At 70.3% G+C, this 24,991-nt stretch carries 18 protein-coding genes; 12 read left to right on the top strand and 6 right to left on the bottom strand.

Annotated features, from left to right (window positions below; genetic code table 11):
• Positions 1-19: 19 nt before the first annotated feature.
• Positions 20-418 (top strand): hypothetical protein, encoded by a 399-nt coding sequence (locus JUB13_RS22680; RefSeq protein ID WP_207482947.1) that lies wholly within the window; start codon positions 20-22, stop codon positions 416-418.
• A 16-nt stretch (positions 419-434) separates the two neighbouring features.
• Here the strand turns inward: JUB13_RS22680 and JUB13_RS22675 are convergent, their stop codons facing one another.
• Positions 435-1,205, bottom strand: a complete 771-nt coding sequence (locus JUB13_RS22675; protein WP_328702988.1) for an FkbM family methyltransferase — start codon at positions 1,203-1,205, stop codon at positions 435-437.
• Positions 1,206-1,448: 243 nt separating this feature from the next.
• Between JUB13_RS22675 and JUB13_RS31520 the strand changes: the two genes are divergently transcribed.
• Genes JUB13_RS31520 through JUB13_RS22650 form a run of 5 tightly spaced genes read left to right on the top strand, consistent with a single transcriptional unit; the run spans position 1,449 to position 7,369 of the window.
• On the top strand, positions 1,449-3,608 hold the full coding sequence (locus JUB13_RS31520) for an exopolysaccharide transport family protein (protein WP_236025150.1): 2,160 nt from the start codon (positions 1,449-1,451) through the stop codon (positions 3,606-3,608).
• Positions 3,599-4,345, top strand: a complete 747-nt coding sequence (locus tag JUB13_RS22665) for a polysaccharide biosynthesis/export family protein (RefSeq protein ID WP_207482943.1) — start codon at positions 3,599-3,601, stop codon at positions 4,343-4,345. Before JUB13_RS31520 ends, JUB13_RS22665 begins: the two co-directional genes overlap by 10 nt.
• Positions 4,342-5,127: a WecB/TagA/CpsF family glycosyltransferase gene (locus JUB13_RS22660; protein WP_207482941.1), complete on the top strand. Its 786-nt coding sequence runs from the start codon at positions 4,342-4,344 to the stop codon at positions 5,125-5,127. The genes JUB13_RS22665 and JUB13_RS22660 overlap by 4 nt, the downstream gene beginning before the upstream one ends.
• The gene (locus JUB13_RS22655) at positions 5,124-6,530 is read left to right on the top strand and encodes a hypothetical protein (RefSeq protein ID WP_207482939.1); all 1,407 of its coding nucleotides are present in this window, start codon (positions 5,124-5,126) and stop codon (positions 6,528-6,530) included. The genes JUB13_RS22660 and JUB13_RS22655 overlap by 4 nt, the downstream gene beginning before the upstream one ends.
• A complete protein-coding gene (locus JUB13_RS22650; RefSeq protein WP_328702987.1) occupies positions 6,503-7,369 on the top strand; it encodes an FkbM family methyltransferase in 867 nt (288 codons plus the stop codon). Before JUB13_RS22655 ends, JUB13_RS22650 begins: the two co-directional genes overlap by 28 nt.
• Positions 7,370-7,391: 22 nt before the next feature.
• Here JUB13_RS22650 and JUB13_RS22645 read toward each other — a convergent pair whose 3' ends face one another.
• Positions 7,392-8,429, bottom strand: a complete 1,038-nt coding sequence (locus JUB13_RS22645; protein WP_207482937.1) for a glycoside hydrolase family 18 protein — start codon at positions 8,427-8,429, stop codon at positions 7,392-7,394.
• A complete protein-coding gene (locus tag JUB13_RS22640) occupies positions 8,419-9,906 on the bottom strand; it encodes an exopolysaccharide biosynthesis polyprenyl glycosylphosphotransferase (RefSeq protein ID WP_207482935.1) in 1,488 nt (495 codons plus the stop codon). The genes JUB13_RS22645 and JUB13_RS22640 overlap by 11 nt, the downstream gene beginning before the upstream one ends.
• A 298-nt stretch (positions 9,907-10,204) precedes the next feature.
• Here JUB13_RS22640 and JUB13_RS22635 point away from each other — a divergent pair, with 298 nt between their 5' ends.
• The gene (locus tag JUB13_RS22635) at positions 10,205-12,505 is read left to right on the top strand and encodes an MHYT domain-containing protein (RefSeq protein ID WP_207482933.1); all 2,301 of its coding nucleotides are present in this window, start codon (positions 10,205-10,207) and stop codon (positions 12,503-12,505) included.
• 32 nt (positions 12,506-12,537) lie between these two features.
• On the opposite strand, the gene JUB13_RS22630 is transcribed toward JUB13_RS22635, so the two are convergent.
• The 3 genes from JUB13_RS22630 to JUB13_RS22620 all read right to left on the bottom strand — a co-directional run bounded on the left by JUB13_RS22630 (position 12,538) and on the right by JUB13_RS22620 (position 17,358).
• The gene (locus tag JUB13_RS22630) at positions 12,538-15,243 is read right to left on the bottom strand and encodes a PAS domain S-box protein (RefSeq protein WP_207482931.1); all 2,706 of its coding nucleotides are present in this window, start codon (positions 15,241-15,243) and stop codon (positions 12,538-12,540) included.
• A 238-nt stretch (positions 15,244-15,481) separates the two neighbouring features.
• Positions 15,482-16,078: a DUF2380 domain-containing protein gene (locus JUB13_RS22625; protein ID WP_207482929.1), complete on the bottom strand. Its 597-nt coding sequence runs from the start codon at positions 16,076-16,078 to the stop codon at positions 15,482-15,484.
• 287 nt (positions 16,079-16,365) lie between these two features.
• Entirely contained in the window at positions 16,366-17,358 is a 993-nt protein-coding gene (locus JUB13_RS22620) for an AraC family transcriptional regulator (RefSeq protein ID WP_207482927.1), read from the bottom strand.
• A 368-nt stretch (positions 17,359-17,726) separates the two neighbouring features.
• Between JUB13_RS22620 and JUB13_RS22615 the strand changes: the two genes are divergently transcribed.
• From JUB13_RS22615 to JUB13_RS22595, 5 genes are all read left to right on the top strand, one after another.
• A complete protein-coding gene (locus tag JUB13_RS22615) occupies positions 17,727-18,287 on the top strand; it encodes a 2Fe-2S iron-sulfur cluster-binding protein (protein ID WP_207482925.1) in 561 nt (186 codons plus the stop codon).
• Positions 18,284-19,270 (top strand): FAD binding domain-containing protein, encoded by a 987-nt coding sequence (locus JUB13_RS22610; protein WP_207482923.1) that lies wholly within the window; start codon positions 18,284-18,286, stop codon positions 19,268-19,270. Before JUB13_RS22615 ends, JUB13_RS22610 begins: the two co-directional genes overlap by 4 nt.
• Positions 19,267-21,414 carry a xanthine dehydrogenase family protein molybdopterin-binding subunit gene (locus JUB13_RS22605; protein ID WP_207482921.1) on the top strand — a complete coding sequence of 716 codons (2,148 nt, stop codon included), beginning with the start codon at positions 19,267-19,269 and terminating at the stop codon, positions 21,412-21,414. Before JUB13_RS22610 ends, JUB13_RS22605 begins: the two co-directional genes overlap by 4 nt.
• A 306-nt stretch (positions 21,415-21,720) precedes the next feature.
• A complete protein-coding gene (locus tag JUB13_RS22600; protein WP_207482919.1) occupies positions 21,721-22,620 on the top strand; it encodes an aminoglycoside phosphotransferase family protein in 900 nt (299 codons plus the stop codon).
• Between the two features lie 214 nt (positions 22,621-22,834).
• Complete coding sequence (locus JUB13_RS22595) at positions 22,835-24,910, top strand: ATP-binding protein (RefSeq protein ID WP_207482917.1); 2,076 nt, start codon at positions 22,835-22,837, stop codon at positions 24,908-24,910.
• Positions 24,911-24,991 lie beyond the last annotated feature (81 nt).

Below are 24,991 nucleotides of genomic sequence, written 5' to 3'. Positions count from 1 at the left end.
CGTGGAGGACCAGCCGCCGGTGGCACCCACCAGGACAGGGCGTGACGGGATCGCAGCCGCGTGCGCGGTCTCTGCCTTCGCGGCCTGCGCGGCTCTCTCCGCCATGGCCATGCCGGGCCCCGGCCCCGGCGCCGCGCAGGAGCCGGGGCCGCGGGAATCCGTCGACATCCGCCAGGAGATCAACGACCACTTCGTGGGTCGCCTTCCCTACGGCTGGTGGATCAGCATCCCCGAGGAGCGGCTGTCCGCGTTCCATGTGACGGTTCATATCCCGGACTGGTGGCGGGGCAATCCCACGGCCGCGGTCATGGATCTCTGCCCGGACCGGCGGAGCCGCATCTGGTCGGTGACGAAGCGACTCGACCTGACCGCCTTCTACCGCAAGCAGCCATGGCCGGGTTTCGAATGCCGGCCCTGACGTCCAAGCGCGTGCCTCAGCGCCTTTCCAGGTCGGCACGGATGCGCTCCACGATGCCGGGGCGGGCGACGAACAGGAAGTTGTTGATGTAGGTGCGGCCCTTGAGGCGGAACGTCCCCTCCGCGTTCAGGGCGTCGCGGCTCTGGAGCACGGCCGGGTCGAACCTGTCCATGGATCTCAGCAGACCGTTGTGCAGGTAGAAGCCGCGGTATCCCATCGGAAGCAGCAGCGCCTTCAGGGCGTCGAGGGTGCCGGGATGGTGGCGCTCCTCGGCCTCGACGAGGAGGTTCGGGCGGTCGCGCCCGATGAGGCCGAGACCGCCCCGCAGGACCGCGAGCTCGTGGCCCTCGACGTCGACCTTGATCAGGCCGACGGTCTCGGCGCTCCAGTCGTCGAGGCGGGCGCGGCGCACGCGGACGGTCTCGCCCTCCAGGCCGCCTTCCGCTCCCGGCTGCCACTCCACGCTGGCCAGGGCCGAGGCGCGGCGCGGGACGAACAGCTCGGCGCTCCCCGCCTCGTCGCTGAGCGCGCATCTCTCGATGCGGACCGATCCGGCGGCAATCAGGGAACGGAAGCGCGTGTCCAGGACCTCGGCCAGGTGCGGATTGGGCTCGAAGGCGATGACGCGCGCGGCGAGGCGCGCCAGACGGTGCGTGTAGGTCCCGCTGTTGGCGCCGATATCGAACGCAGTCCCTGCCGGGTCGCAGAGGTGCTTCAGAAGACGAAACTCCGCCTCGCCGTAGAACGGCGCCGCGGTGTCGCGCAGCGTGGCAAGCCAAGCGAACACGCTCGGGTGTCTTCTTTCCACAGACGTCTTCAAATTGGATAAAAACATAGATTCCTCTATGCGAAAGTATAGCCACCCGGAGGTGCCGAAGTGCTGTGCTCCGCGAGACAACATCGATTTCCGTAAACGAACCGCTAAGCATTTTTTGTCCAGGATGACGCGACGCAAACATGTCGCGGCGGCTCGGCCCCCGCGGTGGAATCTCCGGTGGTCGGGCTTGAGCGTATGATAGGTGGTGAGACCGTGCGTGCCGCCTCCGGGCTTGTGGCCGCTCCTCCGGACGGCGCGTCGGATCACGCAGGCGCCTATACGCTGCGTGATCTCCTGATCATGGCCTTCTACCATCGCCGGGCCATCCTGTTGGCGGCGCTGGTGGCCTTCGCGGTCGGGGCGGGCGCCGCCGTCCTCACGCGCACGCAGTTCACCGCCGAGAGCCGGCTTCTCGTTCTCGTCAACCGCGAGCAGACAGGCGGCCAGGACCTGACCGGCCTCCCGGCCGTCCTGAACATCGACGGCCTCCGCTCCGTCGAGGCCGAGACCGAGATCATCGAGAGCCGCGAGGTGATCGAGCGGGTGCTCGAGGCGATGGATCCGGAGGCGCTCTTCCCATCGGTCACCATGCCCCGGCTGTTCGGCCTGCTGCCGGCCTACGAGCCGAAGGACCGCATGGAGAAGGCCGTCGAGATGTTCCGCAGCCGGCTCCGCGTCGAGACGCAGCCCGGCTCCAACGTCGTCCATGTGAGCCTGCAGCTTCCGGACCGGGAGCAGGCGGCGCGGGCGCTGAGCATGCTCGTCTCAGCCTATCTCGAGCGCCGCAAGGAGATCTTCGACAACCCGCGCTCCTCCTTCCTGGCGCAGGAGCGCACGCGCTTGGCGGACCAGCTCCACGGGATCGAGGGGCAGATCCAGCAGATCAAGAGCGAGAGCCAGGTGGTCGACCTTGCCCAGGAGATCCTACTGGCCGCCAACCAGGTGGACAGCATTGTCCAGCGCCGCCGTCAGGTTTCCGAGCGGCGCGTCGCCATCAAGGCCGAGGTCGATTCAGCGCGCAAGCGCCTGGCGGCCCTGCCGGAGAAGGTCTTCGACTTCCGGGAGCAGACGAACCAGGCGCACAACGACGACGACCGCAACATCCTGCTGAAGCTGCAGATCGAGCGCGACCGCATGGCCAGCCAATACGCTCCGGAGTTTCCGGGGCTGAAGGAGCTCGACCGCAAGATCGAGACCGTGCGGCGTGCCATGAAGGGGCAGGACAAGCCGACCTTCGCGACCGCGCGCGAGGTGCGCAACCCCGCCGTCGCCTTCCTGAACAACCATCTGCTGACGCTGGAGATCGAGCAGGACTCCCTGGACAACCAGCTCGCCGAGCTCGACCGGCAGCACGCCGCCGCCGTGCAGAAGGTGGACGGGCTGCGCACGGCCGAGGCGAAGCTGAGCGATCTCGAGCGCACCCGCGATCTCGTCGAGACCATCTACCGCGACTACACGCTGCGCGCCGAGGCGGCGCGGATCGAGGAGGAAGCGGCCAAGGTCCGCGCATCCAACGTCCGCGTGGTGCAATGGGCGACGCCGCCGGTCACCGGACAGAACGCGGCACCGGGCTTCCTGCTCGCGGGGCTGGTCGGCGCCCTGCTTCTGGGCGGGGCGGCCGGAATCGCGGCAACCTGGATGCGTCAGGTCTACATCGTCCCGGGCGAGCCCGAGCGCGGGCTGCGGCTGCCCACGCTGGCCAGCTTCGCGGAGTCCGCCGACGGCTTCGACAGCCCCGAGGCGCGCAGGGAGCTCATGCATTTCGCCTCGCTGCTGCTGGACTTCACGGTGGATGGCCGCCCGCTCGACGTCATCCAGTTCGTCGCCACCTCCGAAGGCCGCGACGAGACCGCCCTTGCCGAGGCCCTGGCGCAGGAATTCGCCCAGGGCCACCAGCTTTCGACCCTCGTCGTGAACCTGTGCGGGCGCGCCGGGACCGTGTGCGCTCTGCCCGATCCCGCTCCGGCCGGCGCCGCTGCGGCCAACTCCGTCGCCGGGCTGCCTGCGGTGGAGGGCAGCCTCCCCATCGAGCCCACCGCCGTGCCGCATCTGTGGGTGTCCGTGGACGCGCAGAAGGCGCCCTTCGGCAATCCGCGCACGCCGCTCGCGCAGACGCAGAAGTTCCTCGAGGAGCTCCGCGGCCGTTTCGACAAGGTGGTCGTCATCGCCCCGCCGCCGACCGTCAGCCATGTCTCGCGCCGCGTCACCGGGCTCGTTGACGCCAACGTGCTCGTCCTGCGCGCCGAGCAGACCCGCGCGCCCGCGGCGCTGCGGCTGCGCGACGTCATGCTGGCCTCCGGCGGCGACCTCCTGGGCTTCGTGCTGACCGGCCGCCGCTTCCACATTCCGAAGGCGATCTACCGATGGCTGTGACGCGCGCCTGCCTTCTGGTCCCCTGCCTCCTGATCCTGGTCCTGCTGGCGGCCGCCTGCACCACCGGGCAGGCGCTCGACCCGAAGCCGACGGGCGAGCTCGGCGGCTTTGCGACCTGGAACGACGAGGTGCCAGCCTATCAGGTCGGGCCGGGGGACAATCTCCAGGTCCGGTTCCTCCTGACGCCCGAGATGGACGAGGAGGCGAGGATCTCGCCCGACGGCTCCATCGGACTGCGCGTCGCGGGCCAGCTCAAGGTGGCGGGCCTCACCCTGGAGCAGCTCGACCGCCTGGTCGAGGAGCGTTCGCGTCGCTGGCTGCTCTCCCCGACGGTCACCGTTTCGCTGAAGGAGGCCGCGGCCGCACGCGTCTATGTCGGCGGCTCCGTGGCACGGCCGGGGGCTTATGCGCTCACCAGCAGGCTTGGCGCGATGGAGGCGATCCTGCTCGCCGGGGGCTTCGACAACGAAGCGCGCTATTCGCAGGTCGTGCTGATCCGCCGCAATGCCGAGAGCCGCCCGATGCTGCGGACGCTCGACCTGCGGTCCTTCATCCAGTCCGGGGCCGGGGAGGCGGACATGCCGCTCGCCGCGGGCGACATCGTCTATGTGCCGCGCAGCGAGATCGCCGAGCTGAACCTGTGGATCGAGCAGTTCATCAACCGCGTCCTGCCGTTCCAGCGGAGCTTCTCCTACACGATCAATCGCGACGGCTATTCCTCCGCGCGGGCACCATGACCGGCTTCACCGATGCGGCCGTGCCCGAGGAGTGGTTCCTCGGCGTCCGGCTCGCCATGCTCGGCATAGAGGAGGCGGCCCACCGCATCGCCGAGCGCCCGCCGACGGCCCCCTTCGCCTATGTGGTGACGCCGAACGCCCAGCACGTCGTGCGCATCGACCGCGGCGATCCCGCCTTCCTGCGCGGCTACGAGGCGGCCTGGATGCGCCTGTGCGACAGCCAGATCATGCGCCTGCTCGGGCGCGTGCTGTTCGGCCGGAGGCTGCCGCTGGCCGCCGGCAGTGACCTGACGCTGCATCTGCTCCGGCAGCACGTCGCCCCGGACGACGCGGTCACCGTCATCGGCGGCAACGCGGAACTCGCCGCGCGCCTGTGCGCCCGCCACGGCTTGCGCCGGCTGGCCCAGCATGTGCCGCCCATGGGCTTCTATCGCGACCCCGCGGAGATCGCGCGGTGCGTGCGCTTCGTGCTCGATAACCCAGCCCGCTACGTCTTCCTCGCCGTCGGAGCGCCCCAGTCGGAGGATCTCGCCGCCAGCATCGCAGGAACCGGGCAGGCGACCGGCGTCGGCCTGTGCATCGGCAGCTCCCTGCATTTCGCGACCGGCCTCGTCTCGCGCGCCCCGGCCTGGTCCCGCCGCCTCGGGATGGAGTGGCTGTACCGCCTGGCGCAGAACCCGCGCCGGCATGCGCGCCGGGTCTTCGTCGAATCCTTCCCGCTGGTGGGTGTCGCCCTCCGGCACTGCGTCGGCGCGGCCCCGCGGCTGGGAAGCCGGCCATGAGCGGGGTGCTGCTGCCGCGCAGCGGGCGCATCCTCTTCGCCGCAGCCGCACCGCCGGTCCCCGCCCGGCCCACGGCGCGGCTGCTTCCGGTCCTGGCGCTGCTGGGAGCCCTGCCGCTCTTCGGGCAGGTGTTCCACTACATGATCGACCTGCCGCCGGCCTACTACCTGTCCAAGGCCTGGCCGTTCGTGACGCTGCCGCTGGCCCTGCTGGCGCTGATCCGGCTGCGCCTGCCGCACAAGCTGACCTATGTGCTGATGCTGGCCTACTGCCTGGGGCTGACGCCGATCCTGTCGATGCTGCATCTCGGCAACGGCCTGTTCGACGCGGCGGCCACGACGGTCAAGGTGTGGCCCTTCACCTACTACTTCGCCCTCGCGCAGCTCCTGGCGCTGCTGAAGCCCTCCGCCGCGGATGTGAGGCGCGCCCTGGCCGCCCTGGGCTTCGCGACCTTCGCCGTCATGCTGGCGCTCTGGCTGCTCGTGCCGTCGGAGCACTACGCCGCCGACCCGACCCAGAGCAAGCTGCTGATGTTCGACGTCGAGCGCGGCTACCGGATCTTCATGCCGATGGTCTTCGGCGTGATGCTGCTGTTCTACCTCGCGCGCCGCTTCTGCGACCGGCGGGATCCGTGGGCCTTGCTGCTTCTGCTGGCCGGCTTCGCGATGATGGTGCTGATCTACAAGCAGCGGATGGCCATCGCCGCCGCGGCCGCGGTGGTCGGGGTGATCGTCGTGACCTCGGCGCGGGGCTGGTGGCGCGTCGCGCTGCTCGTCGTCGGCGGTGCCGCTGCGCTTGGCGCCGTCTCGGTCCTGGGCATCGATCTCGCGCAGAAGGCCAACCATGCGTTGGGCGCCTCGCTGACGATCCGGCAGACCTCCATGGCGCTGGCGCTGGACTACCTCACGGCCTCGCCCATGCGCTGGCTGTTCGGGATCGGATCGATCACCCGCTTCAGCAGCGTCACCCTGGCCGACATCTTCGGGAACGCCCAGTTCTACCTCGCCGACATCGGCTGGGTCGGCGTGCTCTTCGAGTATGGGGTGATCGGCACGCTGCTGGTGATGGGCGTCTACGGCGCGGCCTTGGCGGTCACGAGGAAGGGACGCCGGGGCTCCCTTTCCATGGGGGCCCGCCGCGCGAATTCCGATCCCGCGTCTGCCGGTCCCATGGAAAAGGCTCTGGGCGACTACGTGCTGTTCCTGGTGCTGAGCTCGCTCGTCTATTCCAGCATGTTCACCCCCGGCGAGGTCGCGACGGTGATGGCCCTTGCGGTCCATCTGCGCGGCCTGCGCGGCGCGGATCCCAGATCCCTGCGTTCCCGGGCGCATGTCTCCCCGTCGCTTCCCGCCCCCGTTCGACAGGAAAGGTCGTCGTGCTCCGTCGTCTGCGAAAGCTCCTGAACCATCCCGGCTTCCGGGCCGAGCCGGCGGCCGTCCTGACGCGCGCAGCCCTGTGGGCCGGCTGCGTCGCGCTCAGGAAGCGGCCGGTCTTCTCGCTGACCCGCGAGGGCGAGCGCCTGCGCGTGCCCTCGGACCTGCGCTACACCTCGGTCAGCGCCTTCGTGCTGCGTGACTGGTCGGAGCCGGAGCTGCGGGAATTGCACCGCTTCGTCCGGCCCGGCGACGTGTTCGTCGATGTCGGGGCCAATATCGGGCTGTACAGCCTGAAGGCGGCGCGGCTGGCCGGCCCGACGGGCCGGGTCGTCGCGGTCGAGCCCGGCCGCACGGCGGCCGATCTCCTGGAGGAAAATCTGGCGCTCAACCGCCATGCCAATGTCGCGGCCCATGTCGCGGTGGTGCGCAAGGCGCTGTCCGACCGCAGCGGCGAGGCGACGCTGCACCACATCGCGGCCGGCAACGATCCGCAGGCATTCTCCCTGCTCACCGACGGCTCGGCGCCCGGAGCCGAACGGGTGGAGACGACGACGCTCGACGCGCTCGCGGCGCAGCTCGGGCTGCCGCGCGTGGACTGCGTCAAGATCGACGTGGAAGGGGCCGAACCGCTGGTGATCGACGGCGGCCGCGAGGTCCTGACGCGCTGGCGCCCGACCATCATCTTCGAGGTCAACAGCGCCATCGCCCTGCGCCAGGCCGGCACCGCGGACGGCGCCTGGACGAGGCTCGCCGCCCTCGGCTACCGGTTCAGCCGCCTGACGGACGGCGCGCTGGCGCCGATCAGCGCGTTTCCCCGCGACTTCTGCAACGTCGTCGCGGTCGCCGCGGACGCCCCGAAGGGATGAGGGCAGGGACGCGGCGACCGCGTCAGGGCAGGGACTGCTCGCAGCCGTCCGAGCCCAGGCCCCTGCACAGGGCCCGCGCCAGCAGCCGGCCGTCCGGGTTCTCGGGCCCCACGGCGCCGGGCGGTCGGGCGAGCAGCGGGTAGAGCATCATGCCGGCCCGTGGCTCGTCCGCCACGCGCCGGGCCAGCTGCTCCGCCTCCGCGGCCGTGATGGACGGCTCGGCGGCGGCATCCGTCCGGACCTGCACGCCGAGCGCCAGCGGACCGGCCCAGACCTGACGATAGGCACGGAAGGCCTGCCACCGGTCGAAGCTGGGGCCGGCGTCGTAGGCCATGATCGAGACCAGGTCGATGGATGCCGCCTCGGGCGCGTTCAGCAGCGGCAGCAGCATCCCGGTATAGGGGCTGGCCGGCGGCTCGTTCCGCCATTCCCCCTCGCCGTAGGCGCCGACGCTCCAGCCCGGCACGGTCAGCAGGTACGGGCGCGGCAGCGCGGCGCGCAGCAGCCGCACCGCGCCGAGCCAGACGCCGTCCGACAGGCAGCGCACCTTGCCGGCGGCGTCCGCGGCGCATTGCGGCGGCGGCGGCTCCAGGTCGATATCGACGCCGTCCGCCCCGAGGTCCCGGACCAGCCGGGCCACCGCCTCGGCGTCCAGCCGGCGCCAGTTCGTGTAGGTGGCCCCGCCAATCGCGAGCAGCACGCGCGTCTGGGGGTGGTCGCGTTTCAGGATCGCGATGGCGTCGCGCAGCACGGTGCCGGTGAACTGGTACTGCAGCCCGGTGCCCTGGAGGTCGAGGCCGCCGGCATAGACGAGATCCGGCCGGACGAATGCCAGGGCCACCATGTTCATGTAGGCCGGCAGGATCGACAGCGTCGTGGCGGCGCCATGGGTGGCGGGCCGCTCGTACCAGCTTTCGTGATAGACCAGGAAGGGGCGGGCCGGTACCCCCGTCTCCCCCGCCGATGCCGTGTCCGCCGGCAGTCCGGCGAATGCCTGGGCGACGAAAGCCAGGGCGGCGAAGCCGAGCGCGCGCAGAAAAGGGGAGGGTTCAGAAGACATTGCGTCCGAACATGCCCGTGAGCAGCGTCAGGACCATGATCTTCACGTCGAACCGCAGCGACCAGTTCTCGATGTAATGCAGGTCCAGCTCCACGCCGCGCTTCGCCTTGTCCACGGTGTGGATGCCCCCGCGCATCCCGTTGATCTGCGCCCAGCCCGTGATGCCCGGCTTGATCCGGCAGCGGGATGCGTATTCCCGGACCGCCAGATGATAGGGCTGGTCGGTCACCAGCATGTTCGGGACGTGGGCGCGCGGGCCGACAAGGGACATCTCGCCGCGCAGCACGTTGATCAGCTGCGGCAGCTCGTCCAGGCTGGTGCTGCGCAGGACGCGGCCCACGCGGGTGATGCGGGGGTCCTCCGCCTGCGTCCCCTTGGAGCCGTCGTCGAGCGGATCGACGGTCATGGTGCGGAACTTGTAGATATCGAACACCTGATTGTTGAACCCGACGCGTCGCTGCCGGAACAGCGCCGGCCCCGGCGAATCCAGCCGAATCGCCAGGGCGATCAGGAGAAGGAACGGGGACGCCAGCAGAAGGGCGAGGCCGGCGATGGCATAATCCTCGACCGTCTTGATGAGGACCTGTGATCCCTTGAGAGGCTGCCTCGCGATCTGGAGCGCCCGCACCGGGCCGATCGACACGATCCTGGCGTAGCGCAGCCCAAAGCCGCCCTCGTCATTGACGACGACGGTATCCGCCGAGATGGTCTGCAGGCCGTGCAGGATCTGCTGGATCCGGACGGCAGCCTCGAGGGGAAGGGCGATCACGATGAGGTCGACCGGCGCCTGCGCGACATAGCTCAGCAGTTCGGGGGGCCCGCCTTTCACCGGGACGCCGCCGACCGTGCTCGGCCGGCGCTCGTCGGACCGGTCGTCGAACACCGCCAGCACTTCGTAGTCCGCCGCGGCTGCCGGGGCGGCCAAGAGGCCGGTGATGCGAATGCCGGCCTCGCCCGCACCGACGACGACGACCCGCCGCCGCAGGGCGCCGCTCGACCGTATCCGGCCCACCGCCGCCCGCACGGCCTGCCGTCCCGCCAGGAGCGCGGCGAAGGACATGACGCACCAGGCGCCGAGGCCCCGAGGCTGCGCCAGGGCTTCCGGAAGGAAGGCCCACAGGAGGATCGATACGGCGGCCGCGCCGGCTATCGCGCCGACGGCGGGATCGCAGATCGTGCGGAGGCGGCTCCCGTAGCGCTCCACGCGGTACAGCCCCAGCGCATGCAGGACATACAGGCAGGTCCCGGTGCCCAGCATCCCCGTGATGCCGGCCTGAACCGCCGTCAGCCCCAGCCCGCCAGCTTCCAATGCGGACCACATCAGCCCGCCGGTCAGCAGCAGCACCGCTGCGTCCCATGCCATCACCAGGCGATTGACCAGGCCGTAAGTCCAGCGGAATAGCGACCCGTCCCGCCGCCGCCTGCCGTCTGCGGCATCGGGGAAGTTGCTGGAATTGACCGAGGTACAAAGCGACATGGTTCCGTGTATCGCCGAAATTGAATCCGACGACGATGCTAAGGGCTTCCGGTTAATGATTTTCTGATGGTGAAGTTCATGTACAAAAGGATAGGGTGTGAGCTGGGTAAAGCGATAGATTTAACAAAATGAAAGTTAATATTTGTCGCGCTATTGGCCGGCGCGAGCCGAACGCCGCAGAGCCCCCGCTGACCGGGTGCGCCGTGGCCGGCGGCAGGGCCGCACCTTCAGAATTTTTTCAGGCCTGTCGACTAGGATGGGCACGGTCAGATCCTTACGCAGTCTGGATGACGGAAGGATGATCATCGCTGGAGCCCACGACGCGACGCTCGTCGCGCTCTCGGTCCTGATTGCCGGCGTCGCGTCATACGCCGCCCTCGACCTCGCCGGCCGCGCGCGGGCCTCCGCAGGAAAGACCCGGTATGCATGGCTTTCCGCGGCGGCCGTGGCCATGGGCGGCGGCATCTGGTCGATGCATTTCGTGGCGATGCTGGCCTTCAGCATGCCCGGAATGGACGTTCACTACGACCTGGAGCTCACCCTCCTTTCCCTGCTGATCGCGATCGCCGTGACCGGCGGCGCATTCTTCGTCGTGAGCCGGCGGAATGCCGGACGTGCCGCATTGATGACCAGCGGCATCGTGATGGGGCTGGGCATCGCCGCCATGCACTATCTCGGCATGGCGGCGATGCGGATGTCGGCGGATCTCAGCCATGCCCGCGTCTGGGTCGCGGTCGCGATCCTGATCGCCATCGGCGCGGCGGCCATCGCCCTCTGGCTGGCCTTCAGGCGCACGGGTCCCGTCCAGAAGCTGGTGGCGGCCATCGTCATGGGGCTCGCCATTTCCGGCATGCACTACGCGGCCATGCAGGGCGCCGTCTTCACCGCCCATTCCGGCGTGGATGCGGCCCACGGCCATGCCAGCCTCGCGCAGACCGGCGTGGCCCTGGCGGTCGCGACCGCGACGCTCCTGATCCTGTTTCTGGGTCTCGTCGCCGCCATGTTCGACAGGCGCTTCGCCACGCTCGCCGAGCGCGAGGCGGCAGCTCTGCGCCGGAGTGAGGAGCGCTTCCGCACGCTCTACCGCAAGACCCCGCTGCCCCTCCATTCGCTGGACGCGGACGGGATCATCGAGCAGGTGAGCGATGCCTGGCTCGATCTCCTGGGCTATCGCCGCGACGAGGTGGAGGGCCGGCCACTGACCGATTTCATGACGCCGGCCTCCATGGTCCGTCATGCGCAGGTGGATTGGCCGAAGCTCGTCTCCGAAGGCCTGCTGCCGGAGGCGGATTATTGCTTCGTCACCCGTGGCGGGCAGGTGCGCGACGTGGTGATGTCGTCCAAGGTCGAGCGCGACGCCGACGGGCGCTTCCTGCGCGCCATGGGCGGGCTGATGGACGTGACCGCGCGCAGGCAGGCCGAAGGGGCGCTCCGGCAGGCCCTGAAGGTTGAGGCCATCGGCCAGCTGACCGGCGGCATCGCGCACGACTTCAACAACCTGCTGGCAATCGTGCTCGGCAGCCTCGAACTCCTGAACAAGCGTCTGCCCGACGATCCGAAGCTCCGGAGCCTCTGCGACAACGCAATCCAGGGGGCGCGGCGCGGATCGGTGCTGACCCAGCGCATGCTCGCCTTCGCGCGACGCCAGGACCTGAAGCCCCAGGCGGTCGACGTGCCGGAGCTCGTACGTGGCATGACCGATCTCCTGCAGCGCTCCATCGGGCCCCAGGTCAGGATCGAGACGCTCTTCTCGGCCGAGGTTCCGCGCGCCCATGTCGATGCCAACCAGCTCGAGCTGGCGCTTCTCAACTTGGCGGTGAACTCCCGGGACGCGATGCCCGGCGGCGGCGTCATCACCATCGCCGCGCGGCCCGGGACGGTCGCGCCGGAGCAGGGCGGCCCCCTGAAGCCGGGGCGCTACGTCTGTCTTTCCGTCTCCGATACCGGCGAAGGCATGGACGAGGACGTCCTGGCGCGGGTGCAGGAGCCCTTCTTCACGACCAAGGGCGTGGGCAAGGGCACGGGGCTCGGTCTCTCAATGGTCCATGGGCTGGCCGAGCAGTCGGGCGGATGCCTCGTCCTGCGGAGCCGCAAGGGCGAGGGCACGACCGCCGAGATCTGGCTGCCCGAGGCGGAGACCGCGAGCCTTGCCGAAGCCGGGGAGGCGGACGGGTCCGAGCCGGAAACGAAGCCCGAGGATGGCAGGCTTACGGTGCTGGCGGTCGACGACGATGCCCTCGTGCTGATGAGCACGGCGGCCCTGCTGGAAGACCTCGGGCATACCGTCGTCAAGGCCTGCTCGGGAGAGACGGCGCTCGACCTGCTCCGCTCCGGCCAGACGGTCGATCTCGTCATCACCGACCAGGCCATGCCCGGCATGACAGGCGTCCAGCTCGTCGGTGCGATCCGAACCGAGCGGCCGCAGCTGAAGGCCATTCTCGCCACCGGATACGCCCAGCTTCCACCTGAGACCTGCGAGAATCTCGTCAGGCTCGGGAAGCCCTTCGACCAGGCGGAACTCGCGCGGGCGATCGCGAACTGCCTGCAGCCGCATCCGGCTCCAAAGAACGTGCTGCCGTTCCGTACGCGGCATGGCTGAGCCCGGGCCGCCTCTCGGAGGCCGCCCCGGCTTCAGCCGATTTCCGCATCCCTCGCGGGCGCCGAGGAGCCGGTGTCGCCGGCCGGCGCGGGCGGGGTGCGGACGAGCCTCGAGAGCGCGGCCAGCAGCTCGTCCGTGGTGAAGGGCTTCGATACCACGGGGATGCTGCGGAACCGGTCGGGCAGGGTGGCCGCCGTGTTGAAGCCCGTCACGAAGGCGAAGGGGATGCGCTTGGACGTCAGGATGTCGGCGATCACGAAGCTTCGCTCGCCGGCGACGTCGACGTCCAGGAACGCCGCCTCGACCGGATTGCCGTAGAGCAGGTCGAAGGCGTCGCCGATGCGCGAGGCGGGGCCGACGACGATGCAGCCGGCCTCGCCCAGGTCCTCCTCCATCTGCAGGGCGATCAGGGCCTCGTCCTCGACCACGAGGATCTGGCGCCCCTGGAGGCGGGCGCCCGCCCCGTCCGGGGATACGGCTCCGTCCTGACGCCGGCGGCTGCCTTCCGGCTCGATCGGGGCGAGCTGCTCGGCCGGGATCTTCAGGGTGCAGACGAGCCCCTTCGGATTCCATTCGAGCTCGACGGTGCCCTTCAGCTGCATCTGCATGCTGGCGCGGATCAGCGTCGAACCGAAGCCGTGCCGCGTCGGCGGCTCGACATTCGGGCCGCCGCGCTCCTGCCAGCGCAGCACCAGGTGCCGGGCCGGGCCGTCGTCCGCTGTCTGCCAGCTCAGCTCGATGAATCCGGCCTCCGACGACAGCGCGCCGTACTTCGCGGCGTTGGTGACCAGCTCGTGCAGCACGAGGGCGAGGGCCTGCGCTGCCTCGGGGCGCAGGCGGGTGGCCGGCCCGCCAATCCGCAGGCGCGATGCGTCCCGGCTGGCGAAGGGCGCCAGCTCGTCGGTCGCGAGCTGCATGAGATCCGCGCCTTCCCAGCGCGAGGCCGCGAGCAGGCTGTGGGCGCGCGCAAGGGACTGGATGCGCCCCCTGACGGCGGTCTTGAAGGCCCCGATATCCTCGGCCCGCGTGAGCTGCACCACCGACTGGACCACGGCGAGCAGGTTCTTGGCGCGGTGGTCGACCTCGCGCGCGAGGAGGCGCTCGCGCTCCTCGGCCCGTCGGCGATCGGTCATGTCGCTGGTGACGCCCACGAGGCCGATGATGTTGCCGGCCTCGTCCCGCAGCGGCGACTTGACCGAGCGGTAGTAGCGAGTCTCGCCGTTGATGCCGGTGAACATCTCGTCCATGTCGACGATCTCGCCGGACTCCATGACCCGGCTGTCATTGACGATGATCATCTCCGCCTCGGCGCGGCTCGGCGCCCAGTCACGATCGGAGCGCCCAATGATCTCCTCGGCCGGCCGTCCGACGAGGCGCTGCAAGGCGGCGTTCACGTAGAGGGCGCGGCTGTCGCGATCCTTGGCGTAGATGAGGTCGGGTGTCGAATCGCCGATCAGGCGGAGCAGCGCGGAAGTGCGCCGCAGCTCGTCCGCGGTGCGCCTGAGCTCGTCGATTTCGGTGCAGGTCCCCATCCAGCGGCTGATCGCGCCGGTCTCGTCGCGCACCGGCAGCGCCCGGCCGAGCGCCCAGCGGTACTCGCCGGTGTGATGGCGCAGCCGGTACTCGATCTCGTAGGCCTCGCCGGTCGCGAGGCTGTTGCGCCAGCGCTCCCAGGTTCGAGCCCTGTCGTCGGGATGGACGATGCCGTTCCAGGCGGCGCCGTCGGTGGAGCCATGCGGGACGCCGGTGAACTCGTACCAGCGGTCGTTGAAGAACTCGTGATGGCCGTCGGGCCGCGTCGACCACACCATCTGGGGCACCGCGTTGAGCCAGCTGCGGATCGTCGCCTCGCGCTCCCGCAGCGCAGTCTCGACCGCCTTGCGCTCGCTGAGGTCCAGCATGGCGCCCACCATCCGCAGCGCGCGCCCCTCGCCGTCGCGGATCACGGTCCCGCGGTCGAGCACGTGGGCGTAGCTGCCGTCGGCCCGGCGGAACCGGTACTCCTCGCTCCAGCCATCCCCGGCCCTCGCGATCGCCGCCTGGATGCTGGCGATGACGCGTCCGCGATCCTCCGGGTGAATGGTCGCCTTCCACCAGGCTCCCGAGGGTCCCACGTCGGCAAGCCGGTGCCCGAAGAGCTCCTGAACGGCCTCGTTCCAGCTCACATGGTCGGAGACGAGGTCCCAGTCCCAGATCGCGTCGCTGGTCGCCTGGGCGGCCAGCCGATAGCGTTCCTCGGTGTCGCGCAGCGCACGCTCGGCGGCGATCCGCTCCGTCACGTCCAAGGCATGCAGGCAGATGCCTGCGACCCTCCCCTGCGCATCGCGCAGCGGCTGGAACACGATATCGAGACGGCGCGTCTCCTCGGGCCCGTCGCCCCGGTGGAGCCGAACCGGCACTGCCGTGGCGCGCAGTGCCTCGCCGCTCGCGCGGACGCGGTCGAGGCGTTCCAGGATACCCTGTCCCTCCAGCCCGGGCAGCGCCTGGCGCAGCGGGTTCCCGACTACGTCGCGCCCGTCGCAGAAGTCCCGGAAGGCCGGGTTCGCCATGACCAGGACGTGGTCGGCGCCGGCGAGGATGGCGACCGGCCCAAGGGCGTGTTCGAAGGCCTGCGCGAGCCATCCGTGCTCCGCAACGAGCGGCCGTCCCGCGCCTTCGGGGGTGGGCAGCGGGGTTTCGGCCTCCCTGCCGCGCAGACCTGGTGGCGGCGATGGCAGCGGTGTCTGCAGGTCGCTCACGCGGCGCAGCCCCTCGACGCCTCTCCGGCGGCATCATCGTTTCGCCGCCACTGACCCAAGGCGTCGTCCATCGCTTCCGGTCCCACTCCGATGTCAGCCGGCCTCTGCCCGCACTTCGCCCGGGCACGCCCGGCCCACCAGACCCGGCGAATTGAATATGGATTTCGCTTCGCCACTGTCCATCGGCCAATCGGAGAGCCCGCCGCTCAGCCGATCGGCAGGTCCGTCGAGGCGGGCGTCACCTCCGGTCCTGGCTTTCCGTCAGCCGCGCCCGGACCAGTCGTCCCGCGCCCCGGATCCACGAGTAGTCGGCGCCCATGTTGAGGCCGCTGTTTCCGTCCAGGACGACTGCGCCGGACCGGGCATCGCGGATCTGGAACCAGACCAGGTACTCGGTGCGGCTGATCCGCCGGACGACGCCGACGAAGGACTGCTCCGCGCCGAGCGTCCTCGCGATCTCGGCATCGCAGCCGCCGCAATGGCGCAGCGCACGTGCCTTCGCGGCCGCCCCGGCAGCGGACTCGCCCGAGCCCGCCCTGCCGACATCGACGAGCCGGTAGCGTCCGGATTGCGCGAGGATGCGGCGCACCTCGTCAGTGACACTCGAGAGATGCCCGGCATCAGCCTGGCTGGCGCCGGAGGACGAGGCTCCGGCGCTGAAATCCTCCATCTCGAAATCGAAGACAGCGATCGCCACGGGCGCCGGCGCGGCGGCTTCGGCCCGAGGCGCCGCGAGGCACGCGGCCGAGAGCAGCGCCGCTGCCGCGGCTCGGAGCCGCGCACCGGGGTGTGGTGCGGGTGCGGTGGAACGGCATCCAGCCTGCCAGTGGATCATGGATCGCCTCTCCCTGGTCGGGGCGGCCGAGGTGGGCACGCGGCATCCAGCATCGCGGCGGCGGGCCGCCCATCGTCATGCCCGGGCTGGTGGCGCCCGGGTCGCCGCCTTGGGCTCCGGTTCCGTTGGCGGGCCGCCATTCTCGGCCGCTCGCTGCGGCCCGGCACCCGCGGAGCCGTCCGGCTGCCAGCCGTGGCGGCCCGTCGCGAAGCTTCGGCCCGAGATGCTCCCGCGTCAAGGAACCGGAAGAGCTGCGGCCCCCCTGCTGCCGCATCCCGGGTGATGCGTCAGGCGAAGGGCTGGGGCGGGTCGGCGCCACGTTCCTCGGGGCTGCCTGGCGGCGGGCCGGGTGGTCCCTCGGGCGCCTCCGCGGCACCGGCCGGGAGCGAGGCAGGCAGCGAGGAGGCGCGCAGCCGGGCCGCGTCGCGCAGGGGCGGTGCCCCGAAAAGCCGCCGGTACTCGCGGCTGAACTGCGACGGACTCTCGTATCCGACGGTGAAGCCGGCGGTGGCCGCGTCCGTGATGCCGGAGATGATCAGGCGCCGGGCCTCGTGCAGGCGAAGCTGCTTCTGGTACTGCAGCGGGCTCGCCCCCGTCACCGCCTTGAAGTGCTTGTGCAGGGCCGAGACGCTCATTCGGGCCTCCGCCGCCAGCACATCGATGCTGAAAGGGCGGGTGTAGTTCCTCTTGATCCAGCCGATCGCCCGGTTGACCTGCTGCAGCCTGTTTTCGGCCATGGCGATGTGGAGAAGGCTGGCAGCCGTTTCCCCGGTGAGCAGCCGGTACATGAGCTCGCGCTCGGCCAGGGGGGCCAGCACCGCCTGGTCCTGCGGTGCTCCGAGCAGCGCCACGAGGCGGATCGCCGCATCCATCAGCTCGGGCGTCACGCGTCCCGGCGAGAGGCTGGAGCCCGGCTCGTCGTCGGGGGCCGCCTTGATGTCCAGCTCAAGCGCCAGCGCGGCCAGCTTGGACGCGTCAAGCCGGTAGCTCATGCAGAGGTACGGGAACGAGGGCGATGCCTCGATCACCTGCCCGACGGCGTGGGCGTCGGCCGTGGCCAGGAAATAGTGCCCGCCGTCGTACTGGAGCATGGTCTTGCCGCAGATCATCTGCTTGCTGCCCTGCGCCGTGATGCAGACCATCGGCTCGAAGATCGTCGCCATCGGCTCCGTGAGCCGGGAATAGCGGAGCAGAAACAGGCCCGGGATCGCGGTCTCGTTCACGCCTTCGGTTCGGGCATAGCGGTCGATCAGGGACGCCAGTTCCCGCTGCCGTTCCATGCTTCCTCCCATTTTTTGGACCGTCGCGGCCGCCCGGAGCCGCACCCCGTTTTGCCGGCGCGGTCCGATCCTCGGCCCGGCAGGCGGACTGCGCTGCGCCAGCAGCGTGGAAGATCGGGCAAGGCTCCCGGACTTCCAGTCTACCGTAGGGCGCGAACCCACGGCGATAATCTCTCTTGAGGGATGCCCAATCCGTCGGTGCTGCTGGACATGCGCCAGGCGTCGAGTGCCGTCGTGCCCCGGGATGACAGTTTTCGGGCCAGGTCTGCGCAACGCGAACAGTATTCGGGCCGTTGGGCACATCGCCGTTATGCATCAAATACGATGCACGAGCGAGGCTGTATTTTCACGCGGAGGAAAGCGCGACGATGAGCAGTATCGCAACACATCCGGGCCGCCAGCCGGGCCGCCAGCCGGGCGGGGTGCCCACGCGGTTGCGGGTAAACAACCGTGACCACGTGCTCGAACTCGACCCGCGCACGACGCTTCTCGACGCACTGCGCGAGCATCTGCATCTGACGGGCACCAAGAAAGGTTGCGACCAGGGCCAGTGCGGGGCCTGCACCGTGATCGTCAACGGGCGGCGCGCCAACAGCTGCCTGACGCTTGCCGTGATGCATGACGGCGACGACATCACCACGGTCGAGGGGCTGGGCACGCCCGAGGCGCTGCACCCAATGCAGAAGGCCTTCGTGGAGCATGACGGCTTCCAGTGCGGCTACTGCACGCCGGGCCAGATCCTCTCCGCCGTCTGCGTCCTGGGCGAGATCGAGGCCGGCATCCCGAGCCACGTCACCGGCGCGCTCACCGCGGCCCCGACCTGCTCGGACGCGGAGATCCGGGAAAGGATGAGCGGCAACATCTGTCGCTGCGCGGCCTACCCCAACATCATCGCGGCCATACGCGAGGTCGCGGGAGGCCGGTCATGAGGGCCTTCACCTACGAGCGCGCCGAGACCGCGGCCGAGGCGGTCGCCGCCGTCGCACGGACGCCGGGCGCACGGTTCATCGCGGGCGGCACCAACCTGCTCGACCTGATGAAGCTGGAGATCGAGACTCCGACCCACCTCGTGGACGTGAACCGCCTCGGCCTCGACCACGTCGAGGAGACCGGGGATGGCGGCCTGCGGATCGGGGCGCTGGTGCGCAACACCGACTTGGCCGCCGACCCGCGGGTGCGGCGGGACTACGGCGTGCTCTCCAGGGCGATCGTCGCCGGCGCTTCGGGCCAGCTCCGCAACAGGGCGACGACGGGCGGCAACCTGATGCAGCGCACGCGGTGCCCCTACTTCTATGACACTGCCATGCCCTGCAACAAGCGCGAGCCGGGCACGGGCTGTGCGGCGCTGGGCGGCCTCAGTCATAACCACGCGATCCTAGGCAGCAGCGAAGCCTGCATCGCCACCCATCCGTCTGACATGGCGGTGGCGCTCAGGGCCCTCGATGCCACGGTCGAGACGATGGCGCCCGATGGAAGCGGCCGTTCGATCGCGATCGCGGATTTCCACCGGCTGCCCGGGGATACGCCGCATATCGAGACCGTCCTCGGGCCCGGGGAGCTGATCACCGCCGTGACGCTGCCGCCGCCTCGCGGCGGCATCCACCTGTACCGCAAGGTCCGCGAGCGCGCCTCCTACGCCTTCGCCAACGTGGCGGTGGCGCTGGTCGCGAAGGTCCGGTCCGGCCGGGTCGTCGTCGACCGGCTCGCCTTCGGCGGGCTTGCGCACAAGCCCTGGCGGGTGGAGGCGGCGGAGCGCCTCTTCGCCGAGGGCGAGGACGCCGCGGCGGATCCCATCGCCGACCTGGTCCTGGCCGGCGCCCGCCCCACGGAACACAACGCCTACAAGCTGCCGCTCGTGCGCCGGACGCTGGCGGCCACGCTCGACACCGCCCGCCAGGGAGAGACGTCATGATCGGTGCCGCCATCAGCCGCATCGACGGGCCGCTGAAGGTCGCGGGCCGCGCCGCCTATTCCTACGAGCGTCAGGACGCGGGTCCCGCGCTCTACGGCTTCATCCGCGGTGCCGCCATCGCCAAGGGACGCATCACCCTCATCGATGCGCGCGACGCCGAGGCGGCGCCCGGCGTCACCCTCGTGCTGACGCACCTGAACGCGCCGCCGCAGGCGCCTCTCGTCGCCAAGCCGACGATCTTCGACCGCCCGAACCCCCAGCTCGCCGGTGACGGGATCAGCTATTACGGCCAGCCCGTCGCCCTGGTGGTCGCGGAGACGTTCGAGCAGGCACGCGCCGCCGCGGCGCTGGTCAGGGTCGAGTACGAGCGCGAGCCCGGCGCCTACGACTTGGCCGCCCATGCCGACCGCGCCGAGCCCCAGGAGACGATCAGCCTCGGCCTGCCCGGCGAGACCCGTTTCGGCGACATCGACCGAGCCATGGCCGAGGGGCCCGTCACGGTGGACGAGACCTACACCACCCCCTACCACCTCTCGCAGCCCATGGAGCCGCACGCCTGCCTCGCGGACTGGCGCGACGGCCGCCTGACGGTCTATCTCTCGACGCAGATGGTCGCGCCCGGCCGGGCGGCCCTGGCCGAGACGCTGCTCCTGGACGAGGACCGGGTCACGGTCGATGCGGCCTATGTCGGCGGCGGCTTCGGCTCGAAGCTCTACCTCCATGCCGAGGCCGTGCTGGCGGCCCTGGCCGCGCGCGCGCTCGGCCGGCCGGTCAAGGTCGTGCTCACGCGCCGGCAGGTCTTCACCCTGACGGGACAGCGGCCGGCAACGATCCAGCGGGTCCGTCTCAGCGCGACGCCCGACGGCCGCCTGACAGGCCTTGGCCACGACGTGAACATGCAGAGCGTGGCCACCCTGCCCTGGATCGAGCAGACCGCGACCGTCAGCCGTTCGCTCTACGCCGCGCCCAACCGTCTGACCAGGCACTACACCACGGATCTCGACCTCACGCCCGGCGAGGCCGTGCGCGGGCCGGGCGAACTGCCGGGCCTGCTCGCCCTCGAGACGGCCATGGACGAGCTCGCCCACAGGCTCGGCATCGATCCCGTCGAGCTGCGGTTGCGGAATGACACCGACATCGACCCGGAGTTGGGCGTGCCCCTGAACGGCCGCCGGCTCGCCGACTGCCTGCGCGAGGGCGCGCGCCGCTTCGGCTGGGAACGGCGCCCGGCCGAGCCCGCAAGCCGCCGCGAGGGGAGCTGGCTGATCGGCTACGGCATGGCGAGCGCGATCCGGGCCCATTTCCAAGGCGCGACGGAGGCAAGCGTGCGCATCGCGCCCGACGGTCGGGTCGTCGTGCGCTCCGACACGCCCGACATCGGCACCGGCACCTACACGATCGCCGCGCAGGTGGCGGCCGAGGCGCTGGGCCTGCCGGTCGAGGCCGTGACCGTGGAGCTCGCCAGCTCCACCTATCCCAAGGGCGGCGGGGCCGGCGGCTCCTATGGCGCGGCGAACACCGCCGTCGCCATCCACCGCGCCTGCCGCGCCCTCAGGGAGCGGATCGCGCAGGCCGCGGGGGGCGTGCCCTCCAACGATCTCGTCGGGACGGCACGCCGGCTGTTCCCCGAGGGGGTCGAGGCCACGGGTGCCATCGTCGGCCAGGCCGAGGACCCGAATTTCCGGAACTACTCGCAGAACACCTATGGGACCTCCTTCGCCGAGGTCGCGGTCGACGTCCACACGGGCGAGGTCCGCCTGCGGCGGATGACGGGCGTCTTCGCGGCCGGCCGGATCGTGAATCCGAAGACCGCCCGCTCGCAGATCATGGGCGGGATGATCTGGGGCGTCAGCTCGGCCCTTCACGAGGCCGCCCATGTGGACCCGCGTTACGGAAGCTGGGTCAATGGCGATCTCGCGGAATACGTCGTGCCGGTGCATGCCGATATCCCGGAGATCGAGGCGATCCTGCTGGATGACCATGACGAGCACGCGAACGACCTGGGGATGAAGGGGGTGGGAGAGCTCGGCGTGTGCGGGACCGGGGCGGCGGTCTCCAACGCCGTCTTCAACGCGACTGGGATCCGGGTGCGCGACTTCCCCATCACTCTGGCGAAGCTGTTGCCGGGCCTGCCCGCCCCCTGACTCCCATGCGCCGACCCCGCGGCCAGGCGGGGTCAGGCGCGGCGGCGGATCACTGTCGTCCGGCTTGCTTGGGCTCTGGTCGAACGCCCCGGAGCCCGCGGGTCTGTGCGTCAAAGGCCGGCCCGGCCTTTCTGCCAGGTCTTGCGTCCCGCCAGCTCTATCTCACCTGGGGCTGTGGCTCCTGCCAGTCGTGCGGGCGAGGGCCTGCGCGGTGGCCGGGGTGCCGAGCTCCGGCGGGACGGGAGCCTCCCTGCCATCCCGCCTGTTTGCCAGGGCTGACGGTGCTTCATGCATGGGCGGGGTCCGATGGGTGGCGACGGTCGCGTTCACATCGACGAGGCGCTGGTCCGGGACCTGATCCGGACGCAGTTTCCGTGTTGGTCGCATCTCCCCGTGGCGCCGGTCCCCTTGGACGGCTGGGACAACCGGACCTTCCGGCTCGGCAGTGATCTCAAGATGCGGCTGCCCAGCGCCAGGAGCTATGTCCCCCAGGTCGAGAAGGAATACCGCTGGCTCCCGGCGCTCGCGCCCCGCCTTCCATTTCCCATTCCCGCGCCGGTGGCCCTGGGCTCGCCGGCCGGGCCGTACCCCTTTCCCTGGTCCGTCTATCGCTGGCTGGACGGGGCGCCGGCATCGCGCGATCGCATCGGGGACATGCCGGGCTTCGCGCGGGACGTTGCCCGCTTCCTCCTGGCGCTCCGGGAGATCGACCCTGCTGGCGGACCGCCCGCGGGGCCCGGCAATTTCCATCGTGGCGGCGCGCTGCAGGTCTACGACGCGGAGACGAGAGCGACCATTGGGGCCATGCGCGACCGGATCGACGTGGCGGGGGCGATCGCGACCTGGGAGGCTGCCTTGCGTGCGGCGTGGACTGGCCCCGAGGTGTGGGTCCATGGCGACGTCGCGGTCGGCAACCTTCTGGTCGAGGGGGGCGGGCTCTCGGCGGTGATCGATTTCGGAAGCTCCGCGGTCGGCGATCCCGCCTGCGATCTGGTCCTCGCCTGGACGTTCCTGTCGGGTGAAAGCCGCAGTGCGTTCCGCAACGCGGTCGGGGTCGACGCGGCCATGTGGGCGCGGGCCCGTGGCTGGGCGCTGTGGAAGGCGCTGCTCGTGCTGGCGCAGGACAGCGCGACCAACCCGGCGGAAAGGCCGGCCCTGGCGATCATCGAGGACGTCGTCGGGGAGCATGCGCTGTGGACGCGATAGGGCGCCTCAGGGGCCGCGCTGGCCGCTGGACGCGTGAGCCATGTGGGACCCGGGCAACGGCCTGCAACTCTGAGTGTGGCGGCTAATGCCCGTTGAAATCTGATGTGGCAATGCAAGACATTCATGGGACAGCGCGGAGATGCGTGGCGGCGCTCTTCCCTTGCCGAAGCAGTCGGGCCATACTTAAGGAGGAGTAAATTTTGGGCGGAACCTGATGGCGCGCCTCGGCGGGAACGTGTCGCTCCCCCCCGAACTTGACGAATTCATCGACAGCGAGATCGCTGCCGGGCGCTATACCAATCGTGACGAGGTGCTCCGGGCGGCCCTGTGCCTCCTGGGCCGGCAGGGCTCTGCGGCCAAGCCCGGCGCACCGGCCGGCATCGGTACGCCTTCCGCTGGCGCGAAAGCGGTTCCCGTGGATTTCCAGGGATCCCGTGCCCCAATGCTCCTGCTTGGGCCCGGTGAAAGCATCCTTGAGGCCAATGCCGCGTTCCTGCGGCTGACGGGGTATTCGGGCGAGTCGCTGCCAGGGCGGAGCATCGTCGAGCTCCTTCCCGCGACCCTTGGCGAGCCGGAGACGGTCATCCGCCCATCCGGGGTCCCGACAGGCACCGGTCCCGTCGATGTGCTGCAGTCGCTGCTCTGCGTGGATGGCGGGATGATCCAGGTCTCGCTCGACCGCCTGGAGATCCCGATCGGCGCGGCGGCCGGTGCAAGCGCCCTCGTCCTCGTCCGGGAGACCGCCTCCACGACCGAGGTGGAAGACGTGCTGCGCCGCGCCGCCCGGCTGCACCTTGCCCTGTCCGCCGCGAATGCGGGCGTGTGGGACTGGGATGCCGCGGGAGGCGCGCTGACCTGGTCCGAAGGCCTGTACCGGCTGTTCGGCGTCGATCCCGTGGACTTCGCGACCCCGACGGATGCCTGGAAGCACGTGATGCACCCCGACGACTTCGATCGGGTCGCCGGGCAGTTCCTGGAGGCGCTGCGGCACGACCACCCGGAGCTGCAGGTCGAGTACCGCATCATGCATCCGGTGAAGGGAATGCGGTGGATCATGGGGCTCGGGCGGTCCACCTGCGATGCGACGGGGCGCCCCCTGCGCATGACCGGCCTGTGCATCGACGTCACCGAGCGCAAGTTGCTCGAGGACGCGCACAGGGCCGCGAAGGAGGAGGCCGAGCGCGCGAACCAGTCCAAGTCCCGGTTCCTGGCGGCCGCCAGCCACGATCTGCGCCAGCCGCTGCAATCGGCGATCCTGTTCGCCGGCGCGCTCGCCAGGAACATGGCCGGGGATCCCGCGCGGGCCGAGCAGTTCCAGCACCTTGAGCGCAGCCTGGATACGCTGAAGGGCCTGTTGGACGCCCTTCTGGACGTCTCGCGGCTCGATGCCGGCGTGATCGAGCCCACCATCGAACAGTTCCGCATCTCGGGCCTGCTCGACCACATCCGCGCCGCCTATGCCCACGTTGCCGCCGCGCGGTCGCTGAGCTGGGACGTCACGGGCAGCGGCGCCACCGTCCGCTCCGATCCGACCCTGCTCGGCCGCATGCTGCGCAACCTCGTCGAGAACGCGTTCAAGTACACCGAGCGCGGCGGGGTCGAGTTGCACTGCCAGGAATCTGATGGGACGCTTCGCCTCGAGGTGTGCGACACGGGGCCAGGCATCCCGGCCTACAGCCTCGACGCGATCTTCGAGGAGTTCCATCAGCTCGGCAATCCCGAGCGCGACCGCCAGCACGGCCTCGGGCTCGGCCTCAGCATCGTCCGGCGCCTGGGCATTCTCCTGGAGCACCGGATTGATGTCCGGTCCGAGCCGGGGAAGGGATCCGTCTTCTCCGTGGACGTGCCGCTGGCGGAGGCGGCCGAGGAGGAGGCGCGGCCGGCGCCCCTCCAGTGCTCGGATGCCGGGCGCACGGTCCTTGTGGTGGACGACGACCCGAGCGTTCTCCTGGGTCTCGAGGCCATCCTGAAGGACTGGGGATGGCGGGTCGTGGCCGTCAGCTCGGTGGAGGAGGCGTTGGACCGCATCGGAAGCGATGCCCTGCCGCCCGATATCGTGCTGGCGGACTACCGGCTGCGGGACGAGCGGGTCGGGACCGACGCGATCCTCGGGATCTGGAATCGCCTCGGCCGGCGGCTGCCCAGCGCGCTCCTGACCGGGGAGACGGGGCCGGAATGCCGGCGCGACGCGGTCGCCCACGGCCTCGACGTCCTCTACAAGCCCGTCACGCCGCGACAGCTCGACCGGCTGCTCGTCAAGATGCTGAAGCGCGACGTGCGGCAGGCCTGAAGGCGTTTCCCCGCGGTGCCGACGCGGCGGCGCTTCCCCGAGGCCGCGGTTGCGGCCTAAGCTCCTCCGCTCCGCCAGCAG

The organism is Arenibaculum pallidiluteum (assembly GCF_017355985.1).
In the GTDB taxonomy this organism is placed as follows: Bacteria; Pseudomonadota; Alphaproteobacteria; order Azospirillales; family Azospirillaceae; genus Arenibaculum; species Arenibaculum pallidiluteum.
The sequence above is the reverse complement of the archived record's forward strand: the minus strand, read 5'-3'. Positions and strand labels throughout refer to the sequence as shown.